At 53.1% G+C, this 24187-nt stretch carries 23 protein-coding genes and 4 pseudogenes; 18 read left to right on the top strand and 9 right to left on the bottom strand.

Annotated elements, in window-relative coordinates; translation table 11 throughout:
* Positions 1–59 precede the first annotated feature (59 nt).
* The 5 genes and pseudogenes from CRI63_RS15370 (at position 60) to CRI63_RS15390 (ending at position 5611) form a co-directional block, all read left to right on the top strand.
* On the top strand, positions 60–1043 hold the full coding sequence (locus CRI63_RS15370; protein WP_135407566.1) for a substrate-binding domain-containing protein: 984 nt from the start codon (positions 60–62) through the stop codon (positions 1041–1043).
* A 22-nt stretch (positions 1044–1065) separates the two neighbouring features.
* Positions 1066–2578 (top strand): annotated as a pseudogene (locus CRI63_RS15375) (sugar ABC transporter ATP-binding protein).
* Positions 2579–2602: 24 nt separating this feature from the next.
* Positions 2603–3601, top strand: a complete 999-nt coding sequence (locus CRI63_RS15380; protein WP_135520020.1) for an ABC transporter permease — start codon at positions 2603–2605, stop codon at positions 3599–3601.
* Between the two features lie 32 nt (positions 3602–3633).
* Positions 3634–4727, top strand: a pseudogene (locus tag CRI63_RS15385) (zinc-binding dehydrogenase).
* Positions 4728–4738: 11 nt separating this feature from the next.
* A complete protein-coding gene (locus tag CRI63_RS15390; protein WP_135520021.1) occupies positions 4739–5611 on the top strand; it encodes an aldose 1-epimerase in 873 nt (290 codons plus the stop codon).
* A 47-nt stretch (positions 5612–5658) separates the two neighbouring features.
* Here CRI63_RS15390 and CRI63_RS15395 read toward each other — a convergent pair whose 3' ends face one another.
* The 6 genes from CRI63_RS15395 to hcaE all read right to left on the bottom strand — a co-directional run bounded on the left by CRI63_RS15395 (position 5659) and on the right by hcaE (position 10395).
* Complete coding sequence (locus tag CRI63_RS15395; RefSeq protein ID WP_001087245.1) at positions 5659–6081, bottom strand: DoxX family protein; 423 nt, start codon at positions 6079–6081, stop codon at positions 5659–5661.
* Between the two features lie 96 nt (positions 6082–6177).
* Positions 6178–7380 (bottom strand): phenylpropionate dioxygenase ferredoxin reductase subunit, encoded by a 1203-nt coding sequence (hcaD, locus tag CRI63_RS15400; RefSeq protein ID WP_135520022.1) that lies wholly within the window; start codon positions 7378–7380, stop codon positions 6178–6180.
* Between the two features lie 9 nt (positions 7381–7389).
* Complete coding sequence (gene hcaB / locus CRI63_RS15405; protein ID WP_130258867.1) at positions 7390–8202, bottom strand: 3-phenylpropionate-dihydrodiol/cinnamic acid-dihydrodiol dehydrogenase; 813 nt, start codon at positions 8200–8202, stop codon at positions 7390–7392.
* Positions 8199–8519 (bottom strand): bifunctional 3-phenylpropionate/cinnamic acid dioxygenase ferredoxin subunit, encoded by a 321-nt coding sequence (locus tag CRI63_RS15410; RefSeq protein WP_001080102.1) that lies wholly within the window; start codon positions 8517–8519, stop codon positions 8199–8201. Before CRI63_RS15410 ends, hcaB begins: the two co-directional genes overlap by 4 nt.
* A complete protein-coding gene (gene hcaF / locus CRI63_RS15415; protein ID WP_135520023.1) occupies positions 8519–9037 on the bottom strand; it encodes a 3-phenylpropionate/cinnamic acid dioxygenase subunit beta in 519 nt (172 codons plus the stop codon). The genes CRI63_RS15410 and hcaF overlap by 1 nt, the downstream gene beginning before the upstream one ends.
* Positions 9034–10395, bottom strand: a complete 1362-nt coding sequence (gene hcaE / locus CRI63_RS15420; protein ID WP_112027606.1) for a 3-phenylpropionate/cinnamic acid dioxygenase subunit alpha — start codon at positions 10393–10395, stop codon at positions 9034–9036. Before hcaE ends, hcaF begins: the two co-directional genes overlap by 4 nt.
* 136 nt (positions 10396–10531) lie before the next feature.
* On the opposite strand from hcaE, the gene hcaR reads away from it, so the two are divergent.
* Entirely contained in the window at positions 10532–11422 is an 891-nt protein-coding gene (gene hcaR / locus CRI63_RS15425) for a DNA-binding transcriptional regulator HcaR (RefSeq protein WP_130214633.1), read from the top strand.
* 159 nt (positions 11423–11581) lie between these two features.
* Positions 11582–12721, top strand: a complete 1140-nt coding sequence (locus tag CRI63_RS15430; RefSeq protein ID WP_135488942.1) for a 3-phenylpropionate MFS transporter — start codon at positions 11582–11584, stop codon at positions 12719–12721.
* Here CRI63_RS15430 and csiE read toward each other — a convergent pair.
* The 3 genes from csiE to suhB all read right to left on the bottom strand — a co-directional run bounded on the left by csiE (position 12713) and on the right by suhB (position 15986).
* Complete coding sequence (gene csiE / locus CRI63_RS15435; protein ID WP_130214629.1) at positions 12713–13993, bottom strand: stationary phase inducible protein CsiE; 1281 nt, start codon at positions 13991–13993, stop codon at positions 12713–12715. The two genes, CRI63_RS15430 and csiE, sit on opposite strands and share 9 nt — an antisense overlap.
* 190 nt (positions 13994–14183) lie before the next feature.
* Positions 14184–15038 carry an alpha/beta hydrolase gene (locus CRI63_RS15440; protein WP_135404522.1) on the bottom strand — a complete coding sequence of 285 codons (855 nt, stop codon included), beginning with the start codon at positions 15036–15038 and terminating at the stop codon, positions 14184–14186.
* Positions 15039–15182: 144 nt separating this feature from the next.
* Positions 15183–15986 carry an inositol-1-monophosphatase gene (suhB, locus tag CRI63_RS15445; RefSeq protein ID WP_000553451.1) on the bottom strand — a complete coding sequence of 268 codons (804 nt, stop codon included), beginning with the start codon at positions 15984–15986 and terminating at the stop codon, positions 15183–15185.
* 118 nt (positions 15987–16104) lie between these two features.
* On the opposite strand from suhB, the gene trmJ reads away from it, so the two are divergent.
* From trmJ to CRI63_RS24745, 11 genes and pseudogenes are all read left to right on the top strand, one after another.
* Positions 16105–16845, top strand: coding sequence for a tRNA (cytosine(32)/uridine(32)-2'-O)-methyltransferase TrmJ (gene trmJ / locus CRI63_RS15450; protein ID WP_112019608.1), 741 nt, complete (start codon positions 16105–16107; stop codon positions 16843–16845).
* A gap of 268 nt (positions 16846–17113) precedes the next feature.
* Positions 17114–17602 carry a Fe-S cluster assembly transcriptional regulator IscR gene (iscR, locus tag CRI63_RS15455; protein WP_001241354.1) on the top strand — a complete coding sequence of 163 codons (489 nt, stop codon included), beginning with the start codon at positions 17114–17116 and terminating at the stop codon, positions 17600–17602.
* Positions 17603–17717: 115 nt separating this feature from the next.
* Complete coding sequence (gene iscS, locus CRI63_RS15460; protein ID WP_135520024.1) at positions 17718–18932, top strand: cysteine desulfurase; 1215 nt, start codon at positions 17718–17720, stop codon at positions 18930–18932.
* A 27-nt stretch (positions 18933–18959) separates the two neighbouring features.
* Positions 18960–19346 carry a Fe-S cluster assembly scaffold IscU gene (iscU, locus tag CRI63_RS15465; RefSeq protein ID WP_000331707.1) on the top strand — a complete coding sequence of 129 codons (387 nt, stop codon included), beginning with the start codon at positions 18960–18962 and terminating at the stop codon, positions 19344–19346.
* Between the two features lie 16 nt (positions 19347–19362).
* Positions 19363–19686 (top strand): iron-sulfur cluster assembly protein IscA, encoded by a 324-nt coding sequence (gene iscA, locus CRI63_RS15470; RefSeq protein WP_000028953.1) that lies wholly within the window; start codon positions 19363–19365, stop codon positions 19684–19686.
* A 95-nt stretch (positions 19687–19781) separates the two neighbouring features.
* Entirely contained in the window at positions 19782–20297 is a 516-nt protein-coding gene (hscB, locus tag CRI63_RS15475) for a co-chaperone HscB (protein ID WP_000384413.1), read from the top strand.
* Between the two features lie 16 nt (positions 20298–20313).
* Positions 20314–22163 (top strand): annotated as a pseudogene (gene hscA / locus CRI63_RS15480) (Fe-S protein assembly chaperone HscA).
* 1 nt (position 22164) lies between these two features.
* Positions 22165–22500, top strand: a complete 336-nt coding sequence (gene fdx / locus CRI63_RS15485; RefSeq protein WP_001124471.1) for an ISC system 2Fe-2S type ferredoxin — start codon at positions 22165–22167, stop codon at positions 22498–22500.
* Positions 22501–22511: 11 nt separating this feature from the next.
* Positions 22512–22712 (top strand): Fe-S cluster assembly protein IscX, encoded by a 201-nt coding sequence (iscX, locus tag CRI63_RS15490; protein WP_000523616.1) that lies wholly within the window; start codon positions 22512–22514, stop codon positions 22710–22712.
* A 57-nt stretch (positions 22713–22769) separates the two neighbouring features.
* On the top strand, positions 22770–24053 hold the full coding sequence (gene pepB, locus CRI63_RS15495) for an aminopeptidase PepB (protein ID WP_054411160.1): 1284 nt from the start codon (positions 22770–22772) through the stop codon (positions 24051–24053).
* 8 nt (positions 24054–24061) lie between these two features.
* Positions 24062–24166: pseudogene (locus tag CRI63_RS24745) on the top strand (hypothetical protein); the annotation flags it as partial.
* Between the last annotated feature and the right edge of the window lie 21 nt (positions 24167–24187).

Consider the following 24187-nt stretch of genomic DNA (forward strand, 5'->3'; position numbering starts at 1 on the left):
CGCTCACGCTCAAATAATTAAAATAAGCCGTTGTAAATAAAAAACCTACAGGAGGCACTATGCCTAAAAGAATGAGAACAACCCGTAATCTATTATTAATGGCTACGCTATTAGGTAGCGCACTATTTGCCAACGCTGCGGATAAAGAAATGACCATTGGCGCAATATACCTTGATACCCAGGGATATTACGCTGGCGTGCGTCAGGGCGTTCAGGATGCGGCAAAAGATTCCTCAGTACAGGTACAGTTAATTGAAACTAACGCCCAGGGCGATATTTCGAAAGAAAGTACTTTTGTAGATACCCTCGTGGCGCGTAATGTCGATGCCATTATTTTATCGGCAGTGTCTGAAAATGGCAGTAGCCGTACCGTTCGTCGCGCCAGTGAAGCGGGTATTCCGGTGATTTGCTACAACACCTGTATTAATCAAAAGGGTGTCGATAAATATGTCTCGGCGTATCTGGTCGGCGATCCGCTGGAATTTGGTAAAAAACTGGGTAACGCTGCCGCCGATTATTTTATTGCCAACAAAATTGACCAGCCGAAAATTGCCGTCATCAATTGTGAAGCCTTTGAAGTTTGTGTGCAACGACGTAAAGGGTTTGAAGAAGTATTAAAAGCCCGCGTTCCCGGCGCGCAAATTGTCGCTAATCAGGAAGGGACTGTTTTAGATAAAGCGATTTCTGTCGGTGAAAAACTGATTATCTCCACGCCAGATCTCAACGCCATTATGGGGGAATCGGGCGGAGCGACACTTGGTGCGGTAAAAGCGGTACGCAATCAAAATCAGGCCGGAAAAATTGCCGTTTTCGGTTCGGACATGACCACTGAAATTGCTCAGGAGCTGGAAAACAACCAGGTGCTGAAAGCGGTAGTGGATATTTCCGGTAAGAAAATGGGCAATGCTGTTTTCGCGCAAACATTGAAGGTTATCAATAAACAAGCCGACGGTGAAAAAGTGATTCAGGTGCCAATCGATCTCTATACCAAAACTGAAGACGGTAAACAGTGGCTGGCAACGCACGTTGATGGTCTGCCCTAATAGCTGATTCGCAGAGGTCCCTATGTTCACGGCAACAGAGGCAGTCCCGGTAGCAAAAGTGGTGGCAGGAAATAAGCGTTACCCCGGCGTCGTTGCGCTGGATAACGTTAACTTCACGCTCAATAAAGGCGAAGTTCGCGCGCTGTTAGGCAAAAACGGTGCGGGAAAATCGACCCTCATTCGAATGCTTACCGGTAGCGAACGCCCGGATAGCGGTGATATCTGGATTGGCGAGACGCGACTGGAAGGTGACGAAGCTACGCTGACTCGCCGTGCCGCTGAACTGGGGGTACGCGCGGTTTATCAGGAATTAAGTCTGGTGGAAGGACTGACGGTGGCAGAAAACCTCTGCCTTGGTCAATGGCCTCGCCGCAACGGCATGATTGATTACCCGCAAATGGCGCAGGATGCCCAACGTTGCTTACAGGCGCTGGGCGTTGACGTTAGCCCTGAACAACTTGTTTCAACGCTAAGCCCGGCGCAAAAGCAACTGGTGGAAATTGCGCGGGTGATGAAGGGCGAGCCGCGCGTGGTCATCCTTGATGAACCCACCAGCTCGCTTGCCAGTGCGGAAGTTGAACTGGTGATCAGCGCCGTGAAAAAAAATGTCGGCACTGGGCGTGGCGGTGATTTACGTCAGCCACAGGATGGAGGAAATCCGCCGTATCGCTTCCTGTGCCACCGTCATGCGCGACGGGCAGGTGGCGGGCGATGTGATGCTCGAAAACACCTCAACTCGCCATATTGTGTCGTTGATGCTCGGGCGCGATCACGTTGATATTGCACCGGTTGCAGCTCAGGAGATTGCGGACCAGACCGTACTGGAAGTTCGCGCGTTACGCCACAGACCAAAACTTACAGAGATCAGTTTTTCCCTGCGTCGTGGCGAAGTGCTCGGCATTGCTGGCCTGCTGGGGGCAGGGCGCAGTGAATTGCTGAAAGCGATAGTTGGGCTGGAAGCGTATGAACAGGGCGAAATTGTTATTAACGGCGAGAAAATCACGCGCCCTGATTACGGCGACATGCTGAAACGCGGCATTGGCTATACGCCAGAAAACCGCAAAGAAGCGGGGATCATTCCCTGGCTGGGCGTTGACGAAAATACAGTGCTGACCAATCGGCAAAAAATCAGCACCAACGGCGTACTGCAATGGTCCACCATCCGCCGCCTGACCGAAGAGGTGATGCAGCGGATGACGGTCAAGGCTGCCAGTAGCGAAACACCCATCGGCACGCTTTCTGGCGGCAATCAGCAAAAAGTGGTGATCGGTCGTTGGGTCTATGCCGCCAGCCAGATTTTGTTGCTCGACGAGCCAACGCGCGGCGTCGATATCGAAGCCAAACAGCAGATTTACCGTATTGCCCGCGAGCTGGCTGCCGAAGGAAAAAGCGTGGTGTTTATCTCCAGTGAAGTGGAGGAGTTACCGCTGGTGTGCGACCGCATTCTGTTGTTACAGCACGGTACGTTCTCGCAGGAGTTTCACTCTCCGGTCAATGTGGATGAGCTGATGTCCGCCATTCTGTCTGTGCACTGATGAATTTTACCGAGGAACCTGAAGATGTCTGCTTCGTCATTACCATTGCCGCAGGGCAAGAGCGTCTCGCTCAAACAATTTGTCAGTCGCCATATTAATGAGATCGGTTTGCTGGTGGTGATTGCCATTTTGTATCTGGTCTTCTCCCTGAACGCGCCTGGCTTTATCTCATTGAATAACCAAATGAACGTGCTGCGCGATGCCGCCACCATCGGGATCGCCGCCTGGGCGATGACGCTGATTATTATCTCCGGGGAAATTGATGTCAGCGTTGGGCCGATGGTGGCTTTTGTCTCGGTGTGCCTGGCATTTTTGCTGCAATTTGAAGTTTCGCTGGCGATTGCTTGTCTGCTGGTGTTGCTGTTAGGCGCGCTGATGGGAACGCTGGCCGGGGTGCTGCGCGGTGTGTTTAACGTACCAAGTTTCGTTGCCACGCTGGGGCTGTGGAGCGCCCTGCGCGGAATGGGGCTGTTTATGACTAACGCCCTGCCAGTGCCGATTGACGAAAACGAGGTACTGGACTGGCTGGGTGGACAATTTCTCGGAGTGCCGGTATCCGCGCTGATCATGATGGTGTTGTTTGCGCTTTTTGTGTTCATCAGTCGTAAAACCGCTTTCGGGCGCTCGGTTTTTGCCGTTGGCGGTAATGCTACGGCGGCGCAGTTGTGCGGCATCAACGTTCGTCGGGTGCGCATTCTTATCTTTACCCTTTCGGGATTATTAGCGGCGGTGACTGGCATTTTGCTGGCGGCGCGCCTCGGTTCTGGTAACGCAGGTGCGGCAAACGGTCTGGAGTTTGACGTCATCGCCGCGGTCGTGGTCGGCGGTACGGCACTTTCCGGCGGTCGCGGTTCCCTGTTCGGTACATTGCTTGGTGTGCTGGTGATTACGCTAATCGGTAACGGTCTGGTATTGCTCGGGATTAACTCCTTTTTCCAGCAGGTGGTACGCGGCGTCATCATCGTGGTGGCAGTCCTGGCGAATATCTTGCTGACCCAGCGAAGCAGTAAAGCGAAACGCTAAACCTTAACGCCCCTGGCGCGGGTGCGGCAGGGATGAAAATTAATCGTATTGTTAATGAGGGATTTATGAAAACGATGCTGGCAGCTTATTTACCAGGAAATTCGACCGTCGATCTGCGGGAAGTTGCGGTGCCGACGCCGGGGATTAACCAGGTGCTGATCAAAATGAAATCCTCCGGGATTTGCGGAAGCGATGTCCACTATATCTACCATCAACACCGCGCCACGGCGGCGCGCCCGATAAACCGTTATACCAGGGCTTTATCAACGGTCATGAGCCGTGCGGGCAAATTGTGGCGATGGGGCAAGGCTGTCGCCATTTTAAAGAGGGTGATCGCGTGCTGGTGTATCACATTTCTGGCTGTGGTTTTTGCCCGAACTGCCGCCGCGGCTTTCCTATCTCTTGTACAGGCAAAGGAAAAGCGGCTTACGGCTGGCAGCGTGACGGCGGTCATGCCGAATATCTGCTGGCGGAAGAAAAAGATCTGATCCTCCTGCCGGATGCGCTGAGCTACGAAGATGGTGCGTTTATCAGTTGCGGCGTTGGCACGGCCTATGAAGGGATTTTGCGCGGCGAAGTTTCCGGCAGCGATAACGTGCTGGTGGTCGGTCTGGGACCGGTCGGCATGATGGCGATGATGCTGGCGAAAGGTCGCGGTGCAAAACGGATCATCGGCGTTGATATGCTGCCGGAACGTCTGGCGATGGCAAAACAGTTAGGAGTGATGGATCACGGGTATTTAGCGACCACCGAAGGTCTGCCGCAGATAATCGCCGAACTTACCCACGGTGGCGCGGATGTTGCGCTCGATTGTTCCGGTAATGCTGCAGGTCGCTTGCTGGCACTGCAATCCACTGCTGACTGGGGACGGGTGGTTTACATCGGAGAAACCGGAAAAGTGGAGTTCGAGGTTAGCGCCGATCTGATGCACCATCAACGGCGGATTATCGGCTCCTGGGTGACCAGTCTGTTCCATATGGAAAAATGCGCCCACGATTTGACTGACTGGAAACTGTGGCCGCGTAACGCCATTACCCATCGCTTCACGCTGGAACAGGCAGGTGATGCCTATGCGCTGATGGCGAGCGGCAAATGCGGGAAAGTTGTGATTAACTTCCCGGATTAAGGAGTTAGCGGATGACCATCTATACCTTATCTCACGGACCGCTAAAGCTGGACGTTTCTGACCAGGGCGGCGTAATCGAAGGCTTCTGGCGCGATACGACGCCGCTGCTACGTCCTGGTAAAAAAAGCGGAGTGGCAACCGATGCCTCTTGTTTTCCGCTGGTGCCATTTGCAAACCGGGTGAGCGGCAACCGTTTTGTCTGGCAGGGGCGTGAGTATCAACTGCAACCGAATGTTGAGTGGGATGCGCACTATCTACACGGCGATGGCTGGTTGGGCGAGTGGCAATGTGTCTCGCACAGCGATGATAGTTTGTGTCTGGTGTATGAACATCGCAGCGGTGTCTATCACTATCGGGTAAGTCAGGCGTTTCATTTAACGGCGGATACGCTGACGGTGACGCTCGCTGTCACCAATCAAGGGGCAGAGACGCTGCCATTTGGTACCGGCTGGCATCCTTATTTTCCGTTGTCGCCGCAAACGCGGATTCAGGCACAGGCGAATGGTTACTGGCTGGAGCGGGAGCAGTGGCTGGCGGGTGAGTTTTGCGAGCAGCTACCGCAGGAACTGGATTTCAACCAGCTCGCGCCATTGCCGCGCCAGTGGGTGAACAATGGTTTTGCCGGATGGAATGGTCAGGCCCGCATCGAGCAGCCGCAGGAGGGTTACGCCGTCATCATGGAAACGACGCCGCCTGCGCCGTGCTATTTCATCTTTGTCTCCGATCCCGCGTTTGATAAAGGGTATGTGTTTGATTTCTTCTGTCTGGAGCCGATGAGCCATGCGCCGGATGACCATCATCGCCCGGAAGGTGGTGACCTCATTGCGCTTGCGCCGGGGGAATCAACAACCTCTGAGATGTCGTTGCGGGTAGAGTGGCTGTAATTTATAAAATGCCGGATAAGGCGTTCACGCCGCATCCGGCATCTTTCCTAACGCCGATCGAGAGAAATTGCCCCCGGCCCGGTAATTGCCAGCAGCAGGAATGCGCCAGCAATGCTGATATTCTTCCAGAAATTAATCATATTTGGCCCAACCGCATCGCCAGTCATATCCCAGTAATGATGACCAATCACCGCCGTTCCCAGCGTGTAGAAAATAAACAGCACCGCCAGCGGACGGGTGAAAAAGCCAAGTATGATTAATATCGCGGCGGGTACTTCCATAATCACCGCAATAACTGCCGCCAGCATCGGCATCGGTGCGCCCAGCGAGGCCATATATTGTACCGTTCCGTCAAAGCCCATCATTTTGGGAAAACCAAAAATAATGAAAATTAAGATGACGGCGATACGGGCAATTAATAACAAAACGGGGCGGGCAGCACCAAAATCAAAATAACGTAGTGAGTTCATAACCAATCCCTTTGCAAGATAATGTGATTTAAACGTAATACACACTCTTGCACCTCGCCACGCCCCAGGCGTTGAGATATTCGCTAATTATCCTGGTTACAGTGATTTAAGCGCGATGTTCTCATCTGTCAGCCGTTTCGCATCAAACGTTTTACCGCTCTGGATCCATTTGCGGATTGGGCGAATCTCACGTCCCTGATTCAGCGTTACCGCGCCGATAAGCACACCGCTTTGCAGATTAAACCAAATCGCTTTCTGGGCTTCCGGGTTGCCACGACAAATCCAGTCATCGCCACGCATATTGCCAATAAACTGTAAGTTATCACTGTACTGATCGCTCCAGAACCACGGTGGCGGCAGTAGCGGAAGCGGTAGCCCCAACATTGCGGCTGCGGCAATTTGCGCCTGGTTATTGGCGTTTTCCCAGCTTTCGCAGCGGTGCAGCAGACCATTATCAAGACGAGTGATTGCCACATCGCCACCGGCAAAGATCGCGGGATCGCTGGTGCGGCAAGCCTCGTCAATGACAATACCATTTACCGTATCAAGGTTGGCCTCACGTGCCAGGCGGTCGTTGGCGCTGATACCAATACCGTAAATCACTACATCGGCCTGAAGCGTTTCGCCGCTTTGCAACGTCAGCTCTACTTTCTCACCATCGACCACATGCTCAATGGCATTGTTGAGCAAGACGCGCACGCCAGCCTGCTGATGGCGCTGCAAAAGATAGCGTTGCACGGGCGGCGGCGCATTGCGGCCCATGACGGTTGCTGCCAGTTCAATCACTGTCACCTTACAACCGCGCTGCGTGGCGCTGGCAGCCAGTTCCAGACCAATAGTTCCGGCACCGACAATCACTACTGACCGTTCAGCTTGTAGTGCTTCCCGTAGTCTGGCGGCATCACCGGCATGGCGCAGGGTAAAGCAGCGTTCTCCCAGTGCATCAAGTAACGGCAGTGGTCGGGCTGCCGCGCCCGTTGCTATAAAAAGCTGATCCCAGTGCCAGCTTTCGCCGTTGGCTAACACTAACTGCCGTGTGTCGCGTCCCAATGTTTTGATGGTTACGCCAGAATGCAGATGAACGTTGTTTTCCTGCCACCAGATAGCGGGTAACACGGGCTGCAAGTGCGGGGAATCCTCCAGTAACATGGTTTTCGAGAGCGGTGGTCGTTCATAAGGAAGATGTTGCTCATCGGAAAACAGGTGCAGCTCACCAGTGAATCCTTGTTGGCGTAGCGAGGCCGCAGCCATTGACGCCGCTTGCCCGCCACCGACAATAATGATCGTTTTTTCTTTCATTTCACGTCCTTAAAGATCCAGCCCAGCTGCTACGTGGCGAATTCCGCGAATGGCTAAACCGGCATCGGCGTTGATCATCACCCCACTTAATGCACGATTATTGCGCCGCGATGCCAACATCACATACGGACCCGTAAAATCCGCCGGTTGCGGGAAAAATTGCAGCGGTAAAATGGCGGCAATTTTCTCCGGCGTCAGAGACTGCATTATCGATGTTTCACTTTGCCCCAACGCCTGTGGGCCGCGCAGATCGCTGGCCATACCGCACGGGCCGACGCCATTCACCCGTACTTTCGGTGCCAGTTCATAAGCCAGTTGGCGAATAAGCCCGGTTGCGGCATGTTTACTGGCGGTGTACAGCGGGCCACCGCCGCCAGGATACCAGGCGGCATTTGACAGTGTGAAAATCATGCTGCCTTCACTGGCGATTAACGCCGGAGCGCAGGCTTTTGCGCCCAGCAGATAACCGAGTACGTTGACGTTAAACAGTTCATGGAAGCCGGTTTCCAGTGCCTCCGCCGGAGTATTAACCAGTGAGGCATTGTGATCCCAGATGCCCGCATTGCCGATAAAACAATCCAGCTTGCCGGAACGGGTCAGGATCTGATCGACCGCGCGTTGATAATCGGCATAACAGGTCACGTTACCTTCCACCGCCAGAATATGTTCGCCAAATCGTTGACGCAGACTGGCGACCTTTGCCGCCGACAGTTCCAGCGTGGCAACCTGCGCGCCTTCCTCGATAAATCGCTCGACCAGCGCCAGGCCTAATCCCGAGCCGCCGCCGGTAATAAAAATGGATTCGTTATGGAGATCGCTCATGGCTGCGCCTCTGGTAAGTCGATGAAGATGTCACCACCTTCAACGTGTACTGGATAAGTGGTTAGCGGGTCGGTGGCGGGCAGACATAACGCTTTCCCCGTTTTCAGGCAAAAACTGGCGGCGTGCAGTGGGCATTCCACAGTTGCGTCATCTTCCAGATACCCTTCTGACATCGACGCATTACCATGGCTGCAACGATCGTTAATGGCATAAAACTCGCCGCCGACGTTGAACAGGGCGATGACGGGCGAGGTATCGATCCGGAGAGCCTCACCCTCCGGCACATCCGCAACGGGACACGCATAAATTCGATTCATCAGAACAGTACACTCAGGTTATGGGAGGAGATGACCGCTTGATCCAGGACGATATCCCGTTCCAGCAAGCGCCAGTTCCCGTCTTCCAGACAGCGAACTTTGTCGAAACGCGTTCCAACATAGAACGTTTCATCGCGCTCTTTTTGAGCCCGGTAGAGCAAATAATTCACCCGCACGGCAAATACGTTTGGTATGTCGGTTTCGCTTACCTGGCAGTTGCTGATTAAGTGGCGGGTGCGTGACGGCGGTTCTTCCGCCCAGGCCATGCCCGTTTCCAGACGGGCGATTCGCCGCTCCAGCTGGTCTTTGGTGTCATTAAAAATCCAGGTTGTCGGGGGCTGGACGCCTTTGCGGCGGTCGCGTGTTTGCGCGTTAACCGTGGTGCGCATGGTGTAACGAATCTCTTCGTCGAGCTGTGCCAGCCAGTCACGAAATTTCCAATCATCCAGTAAGCTGGCTTCGTGAAAGAGAAACTGACTAATACGGTGATGTAACTCCAGCGAAACTAAGGCACTCATTTCATCACCTCCTGCTGGTAAGCGGCGGTTTTATCGAGCACTTCCTGCCAGCTTTCGCTGCTCAGGAGATCGGCCCAGCGTTGATACATTCCACGGGCGGCCGTTTCTGAGAAGATATAGTTAGTAATACCTGGAATGCCGTCGTCGCGACGTTTTTCCTGACCGAGCCCCATTTCCAGACACAGTTTGCTGTTGCGAGCGCGGTGGCCTTTCAGCAGTTTCTGGATTTCACACCAGTTTTCGGAGTCATCCTGCTCGAGAAAACCAGCCGGACCAAAAGCGCGGGTGGCGCTGTTTTCAAAAGCGGCTTTAACTTCATCGGAGGCGGCTTTGTCGGTGATACAGAACGCCCACACTTCTACCTGGTCGGGGCCGCGCGGATGCCAGACGCGGAGCGTGGCAGTGCCGTTGAGCCAGGAAAGTGTCGGGAAGATGTTGTTATGACCTGCCAGGCGCAGGGCGCGAACTTCACCTAAACGTTGTTCCGCCTCGGCGTAGGTTTCGCGGTAATAGCTGGAAACTGCGCCATCAACCCAGACATTAGCATCCGGTTTTTCAGTAAAGAAGAAGCCGCTGCCGTGACCGTCCTGACCAAATTGCAGGGCATCTTTAGCGGTTTCCCATACCGGGCGAGCGGTTTGTCCATCGCCGAGGCGTTTATCACTGCCATCATCTTTTGCTCCTAATACCTGAACGGCAGAAGCGTGGCTGAACAGAGCGTGATATTGGTCGCTGGCGAATTGCTCCGCCGGGAATTTCCAGTTGCAGTTGATAACCCATTTCTGTACACCGCCGACAATTTCGGTGCCGCCTTCGCGACGATCCAGCATGCCATCCAGATACCAGGCAATGTCACCAAGGTAATCACGCAGGCCCGGTGCAGTGGTGTCCCAGTTGCCAAAAATCAACCCTTTATAACTTTCTACGCAGGGAACTTCGTTTAATCCCCAGTGGGATTTACACAGACCTTGCGGGTAGGCGCGAGGTTCCAGCGGTACGTCGATCAATTCGCCGTTAATGCCGTAAGACCAGCCGTGATATGGGCAGGTGAAGGCGCGAGTATTGCCGCAATCGGCATAGCTCACGCGCATGGCCCGGTGGCGGCACTGGTTGAGAAACGCCTTAATGCTGCCGTCTTTCTGGCGCACCACGACAACCGCATCTTCCCCCATGTAGGTGTTAAAGAAATCACCAGGTTTTGGGATCTGGCTTTCGTGGGCGAGAAATAGCCAGCAACGACCGAAAATGCGCTCAAGCTCCAGTTGGTAAATGTCCGGGTCGGTATAAATACGCGGAGTGACCCGACCGTTTTGGGTGTCAATCAGTTGGTAAATGTTCAAATCTGAGGGTGTGGTCATATTTTTTAATCCTGAAAGATAAGATGTATTGACCTTCTATTTTTGTGCCATAAGGATGTTGCAGGTTGGTTGCTAATGTGTGAAATAGTTAATTTCTACCAACTGAGACGTTTTTTTCGATAACAAGGGGAAGGTGATGGAACTACGGCATTTACGCTATTTCGTCGCAGTAGCTCAGGCGCTGAACTTCACTCGTGCGGCGGAAAAACTGCATACATCACAACCTTCGTTAAGCAGCCAGATCCGCGATCTCGAAAACTGTGTCGGTGTTCCGTTACTGGTGAGGGATAAGCGCAAAGTCGCGTTGACGGCGGCGGGAGAATGTTTTCTCCAGGACGCGCAGGCGATTCTCGAACAAGCGGAAAATGCCAAACAACGGGCGCGGAAAATTGTTCAGGAAGATAAGCATTTGACTATCGGTTTTGTGCCATCGGCGGAAGTGAATTTACTGCCAAAAGTATTGCCCATGTTCCGACTGAAGCAGCCAGAAACCTTGATTGAGCTGGTGAGTTTAATTACCACGGAACAAGAAGAAAAAATTCGCCGTGGTGAACTGGACGTCGGCTTAATGCGCCATCCTGTTTATAGCCCGGAGATTGATTATCTGGAACTTTTTGACGAACCATTAGTGGTGGTTTTGCCGGTTGATCATCCTTTAGCACAAGAAAAAGAGATTACCGCCGCGCAGCTTAATGGCGTTAATTTCGTCAGTACCGATCCGGCGTATTCCGGCTCGCTTGCACCGATTGTTAAAACCTGGTTTGCGCAAGAAAACAGCCAGCCAAATATTGTGCAGGTGGCAACTAATATTCTGGTGACCATGAATCTGGTGGGGATGGGGTTGGGCGTCACTTTGATACCCGGTTATATGAATAATTTTAATACCGGGCAGGTTGTTTTTCGGCCAATTGCCGGAAATGTGCCTTCCATTGCTTTACTGATGGCGTGGAAGAAAGGGGGGATGAAACCGGCGTTACGTGATTTCATCGCCATTGTGCAGGAACGTTTGGCAAGCGTAACGGCATAATTACGCATTATTTTTGCAAGATACGTCGCAGGTCGCATCTTTTTGTCATTTCCTGATATGCATGACAATCGGCGGGAAGCGGACTCGAATTTTCTTATTTTTCAACTTGCACCAACATTCGATTAACTCCAGACTAACGCCTCCTGACGGGAGGGACTCATGGTTTTGCAATCCACGCGCTGGTTGGCGCTCGGTTATTTCACATACTTTTTTAGCTACGGTATTTTTCTACCTTTCTGGAGCGTCTGGCTTAAGGGAATTGGCTTAACGCCAGAAACCATCGGCCTGTTGTTGGGGGCCGGGCTGGTTGCCCGTTTTCTCGGTAGTTTGATAATTGCGCCTCGCGTCAGCGATCCTTCTCGCCTGATTTCTGCGCTGCGTGTGCTGGCGTTGCTGACGCTACTCTTTGCCATCGCCTTCTGGGCGGGTGCGCATGTGGCGTGGTTGATGGTGGTGATGGTTGGTTTTAACCTCTTTTTCTCACCGCTGGTACCGTTGACCGATGCACTGGCGAATACGTGGCAAAAGCAGTTCCCGCTTGATTACGGCAAAGTGCGACTTTGGGGCTCGGTGGCGTTTGTCATTGGCTCGGCGCTGACGGGCAAACTGGTCACTATGTTTGATTATCGGGTGATCCTCGCGCTGTTGACGCTGGGCGTGGCATCCATGCTGCTCGGCTTTCTTATCCGTCCGACGATTCAGCCACAAGGGGCAAGCCGTCAGCAGGAGAGCACGGGGTGGCCAGCGTGGCTGGCGCTGGTCCGCCAGAACTGGCGTTTTCTGGCCTGCGTTTGTTTATTGCAGGGGGCGCATGCGGCCTATTACGGTTTTAGCGCCATTTACTGGCAGGCAGCTGGCTACTCGGCCTCGGCGGTGGGCTATTTATGGTCGCTGGGCGTGGTGGCGGAAGTCATTATCTTTGCGCTGAGTAATAAGCTTTTCCGCCGTTGTAGCGCCCGTGACATGTTGCTGATCTCGGCGGTATGTGGGGTATTGCGTTGGGGAATTATGGGGGCAACCACTGAGCTACCGTGGTTGATTATGGTGCAAATTTTGCATTGCGGCACCTTCACCGTGTGCCACCTGGCGGCCATGCGCTACATTGCCGCTCGTCAGGGAAGTGAGGTTATCCGCTTGCAGGCAGTTTATTCTGCCGTCGCGATGGGCGGCAGTATCGCCATCATGACCGTCTTCGCCGGTTTCCTGTATCAATATCTGGGGCATGGCGTGTTCTGGGTGATGGCATTGGTGGCGTTTCCGGCAATGTTTTTGCGCCCGAAAGTCGTTCCCTCATGCTGATTCAAGTATTTTGCGGATCTGTTCCTGTTGATGTGCCGTCAGGGTCAGATCCGTATAAATCAGCGGTGGTGAAAAAAGCGGTAGTGGCATGGTATAAGGCGCAATAATAAGCGCGGTGTTGCGCGGCGCGCCAATCTGCAAAAATGTCTTCACAGACATGTGTTTAATATTGAGCGGCAGTATCGTTAGTTCACGCAATTGCAGCTCAATATTCGCTTCTCGTTCGCTGTCATTGCCCGTCAGCAAAATAATCTGTTTTTCGTGAATTTCATTTGCTTGCATCAGCCATGCACCGAAAATCACTGCCACCAGACAACTTTCTTCATCGGAAAGACTGACGTTGTACTCATTTTCAAACCCGACCAGCGCTTCGCGGGTGGTGTGCACGAGCCGTGGATAAAGTCGACGGAACTCTTCCGGTAAAGTGTTATCAATGCCGATAGAAAACAAACAGCGGTTTAACGCCTGGGCGAGGTGAGTATAAAGCTGATAGCACAACCCCTGTTCATCATAGAAATGGACGTTACTCAACTGCCGAAAATGCTGTACCAGACGGTTAATTGACAGGCGCAACTGTTTGCCATGCTGATGGGTGTCTCGCAGTGGATCGGGAACCCGCAACAGGGAAAAAAGCAATGCCATAAATAGTGGCTCATCAGTGGGGACAGGTTGACGCGCCCGCCGTTGCCAGTGGCGGCCAATTTCCTGTGCAACCTGAAATTCAATGCAAGATTCTAACCAGTGACGTTGCAGCGGGTTAAACAGGGGCGAGATTCCGGCATGGTGTTGCAATAAGCAATATTGCAGATACAAACACAGGAAATGAACATCACGCGCGTCAAAGCGTTTTTGCAGCCTTCGCGAGCAGAGATTAACTAACGCCAGTAGATTGGTGTCGTCATAAAAATTACGAGCAATCCCCCGACGCTTTAGCTCCCCCTTTAACGCGGGCGTAAAATGGCTGCTGATAAATGACGGACAAAGGCGAAAAGCGCGTCGTAGCCAATGAAATAAACATAAGCGTTGGTTAAGTATTGTACCTTCAATCCGGTAGCTCCCGTCATATCCAGTTGTAATGGTGAGTTGATGATAGCGCTGGATCTCCCGTCCTGTTTCGCTGATATCGCGACCCACCATTTCATCATCCACACCATTAATCTCGCTGAAAGTTGCCGTGGTGGCGCTCAACCCCGGCTGGAACAGCGTCAGCAATACCTGGCAACGGCGCTGGGGAGCTGAAAGTACAGATGGTGGGGCAAGTGTAGGTATCATCTGTAGATCTCCCATAAGCATAATTTATAAGAATAGCTAAAGTTTGCTTAGGGATACGGTGAATGGAATGCTATTAATCAGAAATGATGACAAACATCACAGAATTTTTATCGATATAAACACTTTTTGGCAGTTTAATGCCATCCCATAAGGTGATTTCTTGCTGTTTTATCTGGTTTCGACCATAAGGTTAATTCTGTGGATTCAATGCGCTAAGGATAAAGTCCACCATCTGCTCGCGATAAACGTCTCCGTGACGATCGGAAAAGGCATCAAGATGTTCGCCATCGGGGATCAAAATCAGGCGTTTGGGCTCTTTCGCCAGGGCAAATAATTTCTCGCTATGCTGCCATGGAATAACATGATCAGCTTTGCCGTGAATCAGTAAAAGCGGGATAGGACTGACGCTGGCGATGTAATTTTCGCCGCTGTAACTCTCATCAAGTAAGTAGCCGCTGCCGGGTATCATCTGGTTGGCGATGGTCGAATAAGAGGCAAATGTGGAGTCGAGGATCACCGCACGTATGCCCTCGCGATCACCCTGACCAATAACATCAAGAATATTCGCCCCGCCAATACTCTGCCCGAACAGCACCAGCCGCTTGGGGTTTACATCGCTACGATGGCGTACCACATTAATGGCACTTTGCGTATCGTCCAGTAATCCGGCTTGTGATGGCGTGCCTTTAGATTTACCAAACCCGCGATAATCAAACATAAAAACATTGAAATTATGTTCTGGTAACCAACTGACCAGCGGCCAGTGGGCGGACATATTCCCGGCATTGCCATGAGCATGAATGATGGTTGCGATGGCGTTGTCAGCGGGGCCCGTCGAAGAAGGAATAAACCAGCCTTGCAGACGAGTACCGTCCTTAGCCGTAAATTCGACGGATTCCGCCGACCAGGGGTCGGGACCGTAAATTTTATCGTCAGGATAATAGAAGAAGTTGATGGCAACGCGCGGCACTAGATAAACGCAGAAGGCAACAACAAAGAGAATAAACAGAATTTTGAGAACGCGTTTGTTCACTGGCAGCGCCATAACCTTTCCTTGCGACTTCTTTATCATCCATTAATCGGGGAAAGATGGTGGGAGAGTGACGAAAGAAAGTAAAGCGGTGAGGAAGTATTTCGGAATAGCGCCTGAAAGGCGAGGGCGGGTGAGTGATATCACCCGCCTGAGTCATTAACGCTTCAGAGCGTCGCTTAACTCGTCACGCATGTTCGCCAGCATGGCTTTAACAACGCGCGGGTTACCAGCAACGATGTTACCGGTCAGCATATAGTTATGACCACCGGTGAAGTCGCTGACGATGCCGCCCGCTTCACGAACCAGCAGCTCGCCTGCCGCAAAATCCCACGGGCGCAGACCGATTTCAAAGAAACCGTCAACACGGCCCGCAGCAACGTAAGCCAGATCCAGCGCCGCAGAACCGGTACGACGGAAGTCTGCACATTCGTTGAACAGTTTGCCGACGATGTTGATGTAGGTGGTGGCGTACTGTTTTGCTTTGAACGGGAAGCCGGTCGCCAGAATAGTACCGTCGAGATCGCGAGCGGTGCTGCCGCGCAGACGGTAGCCGTTCAGCTGTGCGCCCTGACCGCGAGTGGCGGTGAACAGTTCATTACGCATAGGATCGTAAACCACAGCAACTTCGGTGCGGCCTTTGATACGAACAGCGATAGATACCGCGAAGTGCGGCAGACGTTTGATAAAGTTGGTAGTGCCATCCAGTGGATCGATAACCCATTGAACATCCTGATCAGTACCTTCAAGTTCACCGCTTTCTTCGGTGATGATGGTGTGCTGTGGGTAAGATTTACGAATCGTGTCGATAATCACCGCTTCGGCAGCTTTATCTACGTTGGTCACGAAATCGTTACTGCCTTTCTGGCTCGCTTCTACAGCGTCCGGGGTTTCATAGTTTTTGGCAATTAAATTACCCGCCTTGCGCGCTGCGCGCACGGCGATGTTCAGCATCGGATGCATCGGTCTCTCTCACTGGATGTTAAAGAACGGGAAAACGGCGCAGAGTATAGCAGCGAGATCGGCATCTGTCTTCGTTTTATGTTAAGATGCGCGAATAATCTTTAGACGAAGAAAGACAATGCTGCAAAATATTCGAATTGTGCTGGTGGAGACGTCACACACCGGCAATATGGGTTCTGTTGCCCGTGCCATGAAAACAATGGGATTAACCAATCTGTGGCTGGTTAATCCACTGGTGAAACCTGACTCCCAGGCGATTGCCCTGGCGGCAGGTGCCAGCGATGTGATTGGTAATGCTCACATTGTCGATACGCTCGACGAAGCGTTAGCCGATTGTAGCCTGGTGGTGGGCACCAGCGCACGCTCCCGCACGTTGCCGTGGCCGATGCTCGACCCGCGCGAATGCGGTCTGAAAAGCGTCGCTGAAGCGGCAAATACGCCGGTGGCGCTGGTTTTTGGTCGCGAGCGCGTCGGCTTGACCAATGAAGAGTTGCAGAAGTGCCATTATCATGTCGCGATTGCCGCTAACCCGGAATACAGCTCGCTGAACCTGGCGATGGCGGTTCAGGTTATTGCCTATGAAGTGCGCATGGCCTGGCTGGCAACGCAGGAAAATGGCGAGCAGGTCGAGCATGAAGAGACGCCGTATCCTCTGGTCGATGATCTGGAGCGTTTTTATGGTCATCTCGAACAAACGCTGCTGGCAACCGGTTTTATCCGTGAAAACCATCCGGGGCAGGTGATGAATAAATTGCGCCGTCTGTTTACCCGTGCGCGCCCGGAAAGCCAGGAATTGAATATCCTGCGCGGGATTCTGGCTTCTATAGAGCAGCAGAATAAAGGTAACAAGGCCGAATAACAGTGATTGCCTGATGCGACGCTTAACGCGTCTTATCAGGCCTGGAAGTGCACGTAATCGTGGGTCGGATAAGGCATTCACGCCGCATCCGACAACAGGTACAAACGCCACGATAAAAAATGGCACTGAAGGTTAAATACCTGACTAAATCAGTCAAGTAAATAGTTGACCAAATTACTCGGGAATGTCAGACTTGACCCTGCTATGCAATACCCCCACTTTTACAATAAAAACCCCGGGCAGGGGCGAGTTTGAGGTGAAGTAAGACATGAGACTGACATCTAAAGGGCGCTATGCCGTGACCGCAATGCTTGACGTTGCGCTCAACTCCGAAGCAGGCCCGGTACCGTTGGCTGATATTTCCGAACGACAGGGAATTTCCCTTTCTTATCTGGAACAACTGTTTTCCCGTCTGCGTAAAAATGGTCTGGTTTCCAGCGTACGTGGACCAGGCGGTGGTTATCTGTTAGGCAAAGACGCCAGCAGCATCGCCGTTGGCGAAGTGATTAGCGCCGTTGACGAATCTGTAGATGCCACCCGTTGTCAGGGTAAAGGCGGCTGTCAGGGCGGGGATAAATGCCTGACCCACGCGCTGTGGCGTGATTTGAGCGACCGTCTCACCGGTTTTCTCAACAACATTACTTTAGGCGAACTGGTTAATAACCAGGAAGTGCTGGATGTGTCTGGTCGTCAGCATACTCACGACGCGCCACGCAGCAATCGTAACGATGCAATTGATGTTAAGTTGCGCGCATAAAAGATAAAAAGTATTCAGAATCAGGCCGGGGCGTATCGCGCTCCGTAAACACGGTCGTACATCCAGCCGGTAGCCTGGTTCCTTGCATTGAGTGATGTACGGAGTTTATAGAGCAATGAAATTACCGATTTATCTCGACTACTCCGCAACCACGCCGGTGGACCCGCGTGTTGCCGAGAAAATGATGCAGTTTATGACGATGGACGGAACCTTTGGTAACCCGGCCTCCCGTTCTCACCGTTTCGGCTGGCAGGCTGAAGAAGCGGTAGATATCGCCCGTAATCAGATTGCCGGTCTGGTCGGCGCTGACCCGCGTGAAATCGTCTTTACCTCTGGTGCAACCGAATCTGACAACCTGGCGATCAAAGGTGCAGCCAACTTTTATCAGAAAAAAGGCAAGCACATCATCACCAGCAAAACCGAACACAAAGCGGTACTGGATACCTGCCGTCAGCTGGAGCGCGAAGGTTTTGAAGTCACCTACCTGGCACCGCAGCGTAACGGCATTATCGACCTGAAAGAACTCGAAGCAGCGATGCGTGACGACACCATCCTCGTTTCTATCATGCACGTGAATAACGAAATCGGCGTGGTGCAGGATATCGCGGCTATCGGCGAAATGTGCCGTGCTCGTGGCATTATCTATCACGTTGATGCAACCCAGAGCGTGGGCAAACTGCCTATCGACCTGAGCCAGTTGAAAGTTGACCTGATGTCTTTCTCCGGCCACAAGATTTATGGCCCGAAAGGTATCGGTGCGCTGTATGTGCGTCGTAAACCGCGCGTACGCATCGAAGCGCAAATGCACGGCGGCGGTCACGAGCGCGGTATGCGTTCCGGCACTCTGCCTGTTCACCAGATCGTCGGTATGGGCGAAGCCTATCGCATCGCAAAAGAAGAGATGGCGACCGAGATGGAACGTCTGCGCGGCCTGCGTAACCGTCTGTGGAACGGCATCAAAGATATCGAAGAAGTTTACCTGAACGGTGACCTGGAACACGGTGCGCCGAACATTCTCAACGTCAGCTTCAACTACGTTGAAGGTGAGTCGCTGATTATGGCGCTGAAAGACCTCGCAGTTTCTTCAGGTTCCGCCTGTACGTCAGCAAGCCTCGAACCGTCCTACGTGCTGCGCGCGCTGGGGCTGAACGACGAGCTGGCACATAGCTCTATCCGTTTCTCTTTAGGTCGTTTTACTACTGAAGAAGAGATCGACTACACCATCGAGTTAGTTCGTAAATCCATCGGTCGTCTGCGTGACCTTTCTCCGCTGTGGGAAATGTACAAGCAGGGCGTGGATCTGAACAGCATCGAATGGGCTCATCATTAATCGGTATCGGAATCAGGAGAATTTATAATGGCTTACAGCGAAAAAGTTATCGACCATTACGAGAATCCGCGTAACGTGGGTTCCTTTGACAACAACGACGAGAACGTCGGCAGCGGCATGGTGGGTGCACCGGCCTGTGGCGACGTGATGAAGTTGCAGATTAAAGTCAACGATGAAGGTATCATTGAAGACGCGCGTTTTAAAACTTACGGCTGCGGTTCTGCTATCGCTTCCAGCTCCCTGGTCACCGAATGGGTGAAAGGGAAGTCTCTCGACGAAGCGCAGGCGATCAAAAACACCGATATTGCTGAAGAACTTGAACTGCCGCCGGTGAAAATTCACTGTTCTATTCTGGCAGAAGACGCGATCAAAGCCGCCATTGCGGACTATAAAAGCAAACGTGAAGCAAAATAAGAGTTGAGGTTTGGTTATGTCGATTACACTGAGCGACAGTGCAGCAGCGCGAGTAAATACCTTTCTGGCTAACCGCGGCAAAGGGTTTGGCCTGCGTCTGGGTGTGAGAACCTCCGGATGTTCAGGTATGGCTTATGTACTGGAATTTGTTGACGAACCGACGCCGGAAGACATCGTGTTTGAAGACAAAGGCGTGAAAGTCGTGGTCGATGGCAAAAGCCTGCAATTTCTGGACGGTACGCAGCTGGACTTCGTAAAAGAAGGCCTGAACGAAGGGTTTAAATTCACCAACCCGAACGTCAAAGATGAGTGTGGTTGCGGCGAAAGCTTCCACGTTTGATGCGCATACCGATAACCCCACCGTGGTCGCCTGCGCGTGGGGTTTGTTTTACCTGATTCGCCGTTATCGCGGCGGATCGCAGCCCTGAGAATGTTATGGATTACTTCACCCTCTTTGGCTTGCCTGCCCGTTATCAACTCGATACCCAGGCACTGAGCCTGCGTTTTCAGGATCTACAACGTCAGTATCATCCTGATAAATTCGCCAGCGGAAGCCAGGCGGAACAACTCGCCGCCGTACAGCAATCTGCAACCATTAACCAGGCCTGGCAAACGCTGCGTCATCCGTTAATGCGCGCGGAATATTTGCTTTCTTTGCATGGCTTTGATCTCGCCAGCGAGCAGCATACTGTGCGCGACACCGCGTTCCTGATGGAACAGTTGGAGCTGCGCGAAGAGCTGGACGAGATCGAACAGGCGAAAGATGAAGCGCGGCTGGAAAGCTTTATCAAACGTGTGAAAAAGATGTTTGATACCCGCCATCAGTTGATGGTTGAACAGTTAGACAACGAGACGTGGGACGCGGCGGCGGATACCGTGCGTAAGCTGCGTTTTCTCGATAAACTGCGAAGCAGTGCCGAACAACTCGAAGAAAAACTGCTCGATTTTTAATTTCTGGAAGCTAAACATGGCCTTATTACAAATTAGTGAACCTGGTTTGAGTGCTGCGCCGCATCAGCGTCGTCTGGCGGCCGGTATTGACCTGGGCACAACCAACTCGCTGGTGGCGACAGTGCGCAGCGGTCAGGCCGAAACGTTAGCCGACCATGAAGGCCGCCACCTGCTGCCGTCTGTTGTTCACTATCAACAGCAAGGGCATTCGGTGGGTTATGACGCGCGTACTAACGCAGCGCTTGACACCGCCAACACCATTAGTTCTGTTAAACGCCTGATGGGGCGCTCGCTGGCTGATATCCAGCAACGCTATCCGCATCTGCCTTATCAATTCCAGGCCAGCGAAAACGGCCTGCCGATGATTGAAACGGCGGCGGGGCTGCTGAACCCGGTGCGCGTTTCGGCGGACATCCTCAAAGCACTGGCGGCGCGGGCAACTGAAGCCCTGGCAGGCGAGCTGGATGGTGTAGTTATCACCGTTCCGGCGTACTTTGACGATGCCCAGCGTCAGGGCACCAAAGACGCGGCGCGTCTGGCGGGCCTTCACGTCCTGCGCTTACTTAACGAACCGACCGCTGCGGCAATCGCCTACGGGCTGGATTCCGGTCAGGAAGGCGTGATCGCCGTTTATGACCTCGGTGGCGGGACGTTTGATATTTCCATTCTGCGCTTAAGTCGCGGCGTGTTTGAAGTGCTGGCGACCGGCGGTGATTCCGCGCTCGGTGGCGATGATTTCGACCATCTGCTGGCGGATTATATTCGCGAGCAGGCGGGCATTCCTGATCGTAGCGATAACCGCGTTCAGCGTGAACTGCTGGATGCCGCCATTGCAGCCAAAATCGCGCTGAGCGATGCGGACTCTGTGACCGTGAATGTTGCGGGCTGGCAGGGCGAAATCAGCCGTGAACAATTCAATGAACTGATCGCGCCACTGGTAAAACGAACCTTACTGGCCTGTCGTCGTGCGCTGAAAGACGCTGGCGTAGAAGCTGATGAAGTGCTGGAAGTGGTGATGGTTGGCGGTTCTACTCGCGTGCCGCTGGTGCGTGAACGTGTAGGCGAATTTTTCGGTCGTCCACCGCTGACTTCCATCGACCCGGATAAAGTCGTCGCTATTGGCGCGGCGATTCAGGCGGATATTTTGGTGGGTAACAAACCGGACAGCGAAATGCTGTTGCTGGATGTGATCCCGCTGTCGCTGGGCCTCGAAACGATGGGCGGCCTGGTGGAGAAAGTGATCCCGCGTAATACCACGATTCCGGTGGCCCGCGCCCAGGATTTCACCACCTTTAAAGATGGCCAGACGGCGATGTCTATCCATGTAATGCAGGGTGAGCGCGAACTGGTGCAGGACTGCCGCTCGCTGGCGCGTTTTGCGCTGCGTGGTATTCCGGCGTTACCGGCTGGCGGCGCGCATATTCGCGTGACGTTCCAGGTCGATGCCGACGGTCTTTTGAGCGTGACGGCGATGGAGAAATCCACCGGCGTTGAGGCGTCTATTCAGGTGAAACCTTCTTATGGCCTGACCGACAGCGAAATCGCCTCGATGATCAAAGACTCAATGAGCTATGCCGAGCAGGACGTAAAAGCCCGTATGCTGGCAGAACAAAAGTAGAAGCGGCGCGTGTGCTGGAAAGTCTGCACGGCGCGCTGGCTGCTGATGCCGCGCTGTTAAGCGCCGCAGAGCGTCAGGTTATTGACGATGCTGCCGCTCACCTGAGTGAAGTGGCGCAGGGCGATGATGTTGACGCCATCGAACAAGCGATTAAAAACGTAGACAAACAAACCCAGGATTTCGCCGCTCGCCGCATGGACCAGTCGGTTCGTCGTGCGCTGAAAGGCCATTCCGTGGACGAGGTTTAATATGCCAAAGATTGTTATTTTGCCTCATCAGGATCTCTGCCCTGATGGCGCTGTTCTGGAAGCGAATAGCGGTGAAACCATTCTCGACGTTGCGCTGCGTAACGGTATCGAGATTGAACACGCCTGTGAAAAATCCTGTGCTTGCACCACCTGCCACTGCATCGTTCGTGAAGGTTTTGACTCACTGCCGGAAAGCTCAGAGCAGGAAGACGACATGCTGGACAAAGCCTGGGGACTGGAGCCGGAAAGCCGTTTAAGCTGCCAGGCGCGCGTTACCGACGAAGATTTAGTGGTCGAAATCCCGCGTTACACTATCAACCATGCGCGTGAGCATTAACAGAGGTTAGTATGGGACTTAAGTGGACCGATAGCCGCGAAATTGGCGAAGCACTGTACGATGCGTATCCCGATCTTGATCCGAAAACGGTTCGATTCACCGATATGCATCAGTGGATTTGCGATCTGGAAGATTTCGACGACGATCCGCAGGCATCCAACGAGAAAATCCTCGAAGCGATTTTGTTAGTCTGGCTGGACGAAGCCGAATGAATAAACGGGCTGCCTGGGGTAGCCCGTTTTGCTGTTAAACGAATAAGGATAACTAAAATGACAGAAGCGATGAAAATTACCCTCTCTACCCAGCCTGCCGACGCACGTTGGGGAGAAAAAGCGACTTACAGCATTAATAATGATGGCATTACCCTGCATTTGAATGGAGCGGACGATCTGGGGCTGATCCAGCGTGCGGCGCGCAAGATTGACGGTCTGGGCATCAAACATGTTCAGCTAAGCGGTGAAGGCTGGGATGCGGATCGCTGCTGGGCATTCTGGCAAGGTTACAAAGCCCCGAAAGGCACGCGTAAAGTGGAGTGGCCGGATCTGGACGATGCCCAGCGCCAGGAACTGGATAACCGCCTGATGATCATCGACTGGGTGCGTGACACCATCAACGCACCGGCAGAAGAATTGGGACCATCGCAACTGGCACAGCGTGCTGTTGATCTGATCAGCAACGTCGCGGGCGATCGTGTGACTTATCGGATCACCAAAGGCGAAGATCTGCGTGAGCAAGGTTATATGGGGCTGCACACCGTCGGACGCGGTTCAGAACGTTCTCCGGTATTGCTGGCGCTGGATTACAACCCAACTGGCGATAAAGAAGCGCCGGTGTACGCGTGCCTGGTAGGTAAAGGCATCACCTTTGATTCCGGCGGTTACAGCATCAAACAGACCGCGTTTATGGACTCAATGAAGTCGGATATGGGCGGCGCGGCAACGGTTACCGGGGCGCTGGCATTTGCCATTACTCGCGGATTGAATAAGCGCGTGAAGCTGTTCCTCTGCTGTGCGGATAACCTGATCAGCGGCAATGCGTTCAAGCTGGGCGATATCATCACCTATCGCAACGGTAAAAAAGTTGAAGTGATGAACACTGATGCCGAAGGGCGTCTGGTGCTGGCCGATGGCCTGATTGATGCCAGTGCGCAGAAACCGGAACTGATCATTGATGCGGCGACCCTCACCGGGGCGGCGAAAACCGCGCTGGGTAATGATTATCACGCGCTGTTCAGTTTTGACGATGCGCTTGCCGGTCGCTTGCTGGCGAGTGCCGCGCAGGAGAACGAACCGTTCTGGCGTCTGCCGTTGGCGGAGTTCCACCGCAGCCAGCTGCCGTCTAACTTTGCCGAACTGAACAACACCGGAAGCGCGGCGTATCCGGCAGGTGCAAGTACGGCGGCGGGCTTCCTGTCGCATTTTGTTGAGAACTATCAGCAAGGCTGGCTGCATATCGACTGCTCGGCGACTTACCGTAAAGCGCCGGTTGAACAGTGGTCTGCGGGCGCTACGGGACTTGGTGTGCGCACGATTGCTAATCTGTTAACGGCGTAAACTAATATGCCGGATGCGGCGTAAACGCCTTATCCGGCCTACAAAGTATTGCAAATTCAATATATTGCGGTTCCCTTGTAGGCCTGATAAGCGTAGCGCATCAGGCACTTGTGCCCCGAACGTTGAATGAATTG

The organism is Escherichia sp. E2661, assembly GCF_004745185.1.
Classification (GTDB): domain Bacteria; phylum Pseudomonadota; class Gammaproteobacteria; order Enterobacterales; family Enterobacteriaceae; genus Escherichia.

Excerpts from the sequence above, each read along its gene's own strand:
- CRI63_RS15370 (WP_135407566.1), top strand. The coding sequence starts at position 60 with ATGCCTAAAAGAATGAGAACAACCCGTAATCTATTATTAATGGCTACG.
- hcaB (WP_130258867.1), bottom strand. The coding sequence starts at position 8,202 with ATGAGCGATCTCCATAACGAATCCATTTTTATTACCGGCGGCGGCTCG.
- pepB (WP_054411160.1), top strand. The coding sequence starts at position 22,770 with ATGACAGAAGCGATGAAAATTACCCTCTCTACCCAGCCTGCCGACGCA.
- CRI63_RS15440 (WP_135404522.1), bottom strand. The coding sequence starts at position 15,038 with ATGGCGCTGCCAGTGAACAAACGCGTTCTCAAAATTCTGTTTATTCTC.
- iscA (WP_000028953.1), top strand. The coding sequence starts at position 19,363 with ATGTCGATTACACTGAGCGACAGTGCAGCAGCGCGAGTAAATACCTTT.
- CRI63_RS15430 (WP_135488942.1), top strand. The coding sequence starts at position 11,582 with ATGGTTTTGCAATCCACGCGCTGGTTGGCGCTCGGTTATTTCACATAC.
- iscS (WP_135520024.1), top strand. The coding sequence starts at position 17,718 with ATGAAATTACCGATTTATCTCGACTACTCCGCAACCACGCCGGTGGAC.
- iscX (WP_000523616.1), top strand. The coding sequence starts at position 22,512 with ATGGGACTTAAGTGGACCGATAGCCGCGAAATTGGCGAAGCACTGTAC.
- hcaR (WP_130214633.1), top strand. The coding sequence starts at position 10,532 with ATGGAACTACGGCATTTACGCTATTTCGTCGCAGTAGCTCAGGCGCTG.
- hcaF (WP_135520023.1), bottom strand. The coding sequence starts at position 9,037 with ATGAGTGCCTTAGTTTCGCTGGAGTTACATCACCGTATTAGTCAGTTT.
- CRI63_RS15410 (WP_001080102.1), bottom strand. The coding sequence starts at position 8,519 with ATGAATCGAATTTATGCGTGTCCCGTTGCGGATGTGCCGGAGGGTGAG.
- suhB (WP_000553451.1), bottom strand. The coding sequence starts at position 15,986 with ATGCATCCGATGCTGAACATCGCCGTGCGCGCAGCGCGCAAGGCGGGT.
- CRI63_RS15380 (WP_135520020.1), top strand. The coding sequence starts at position 2,603 with ATGTCTGCTTCGTCATTACCATTGCCGCAGGGCAAGAGCGTCTCGCTC.
- hcaD (WP_135520022.1), bottom strand. The coding sequence starts at position 7,380 with ATGAAAGAAAAAACGATCATTATTGTCGGTGGCGGGCAAGCGGCGTCA.
- iscU (WP_000331707.1), top strand. The coding sequence starts at position 18,960 with ATGGCTTACAGCGAAAAAGTTATCGACCATTACGAGAATCCGCGTAAC.
- hcaE (WP_112027606.1), bottom strand. The coding sequence starts at position 10,395 with ATGACCACACCCTCAGATTTGAACATTTACCAACTGATTGACACCCAA.
- iscR (WP_001241354.1), top strand. The coding sequence starts at position 17,114 with ATGAGACTGACATCTAAAGGGCGCTATGCCGTGACCGCAATGCTTGAC.
- csiE (WP_130214629.1), bottom strand. The coding sequence starts at position 13,993 with ATGATACCTACACTTGCCCCACCATCTGTACTTTCAGCTCCCCAGCGC.
- fdx (WP_001124471.1), top strand. The coding sequence starts at position 22,165 with ATGCCAAAGATTGTTATTTTGCCTCATCAGGATCTCTGCCCTGATGGC.
- hscB (WP_000384413.1), top strand. The coding sequence starts at position 19,782 with ATGGATTACTTCACCCTCTTTGGCTTGCCTGCCCGTTATCAACTCGAT.
- CRI63_RS15390 (WP_135520021.1), top strand. The coding sequence starts at position 4,739 with ATGACCATCTATACCTTATCTCACGGACCGCTAAAGCTGGACGTTTCT.
- CRI63_RS15395 (WP_001087245.1), bottom strand. The coding sequence starts at position 6,081 with ATGAACTCACTACGTTATTTTGATTTTGGTGCTGCCCGCCCCGTTTTG.
- trmJ (WP_112019608.1), top strand. The coding sequence starts at position 16,105 with ATGCTGCAAAATATTCGAATTGTGCTGGTGGAGACGTCACACACCGGC.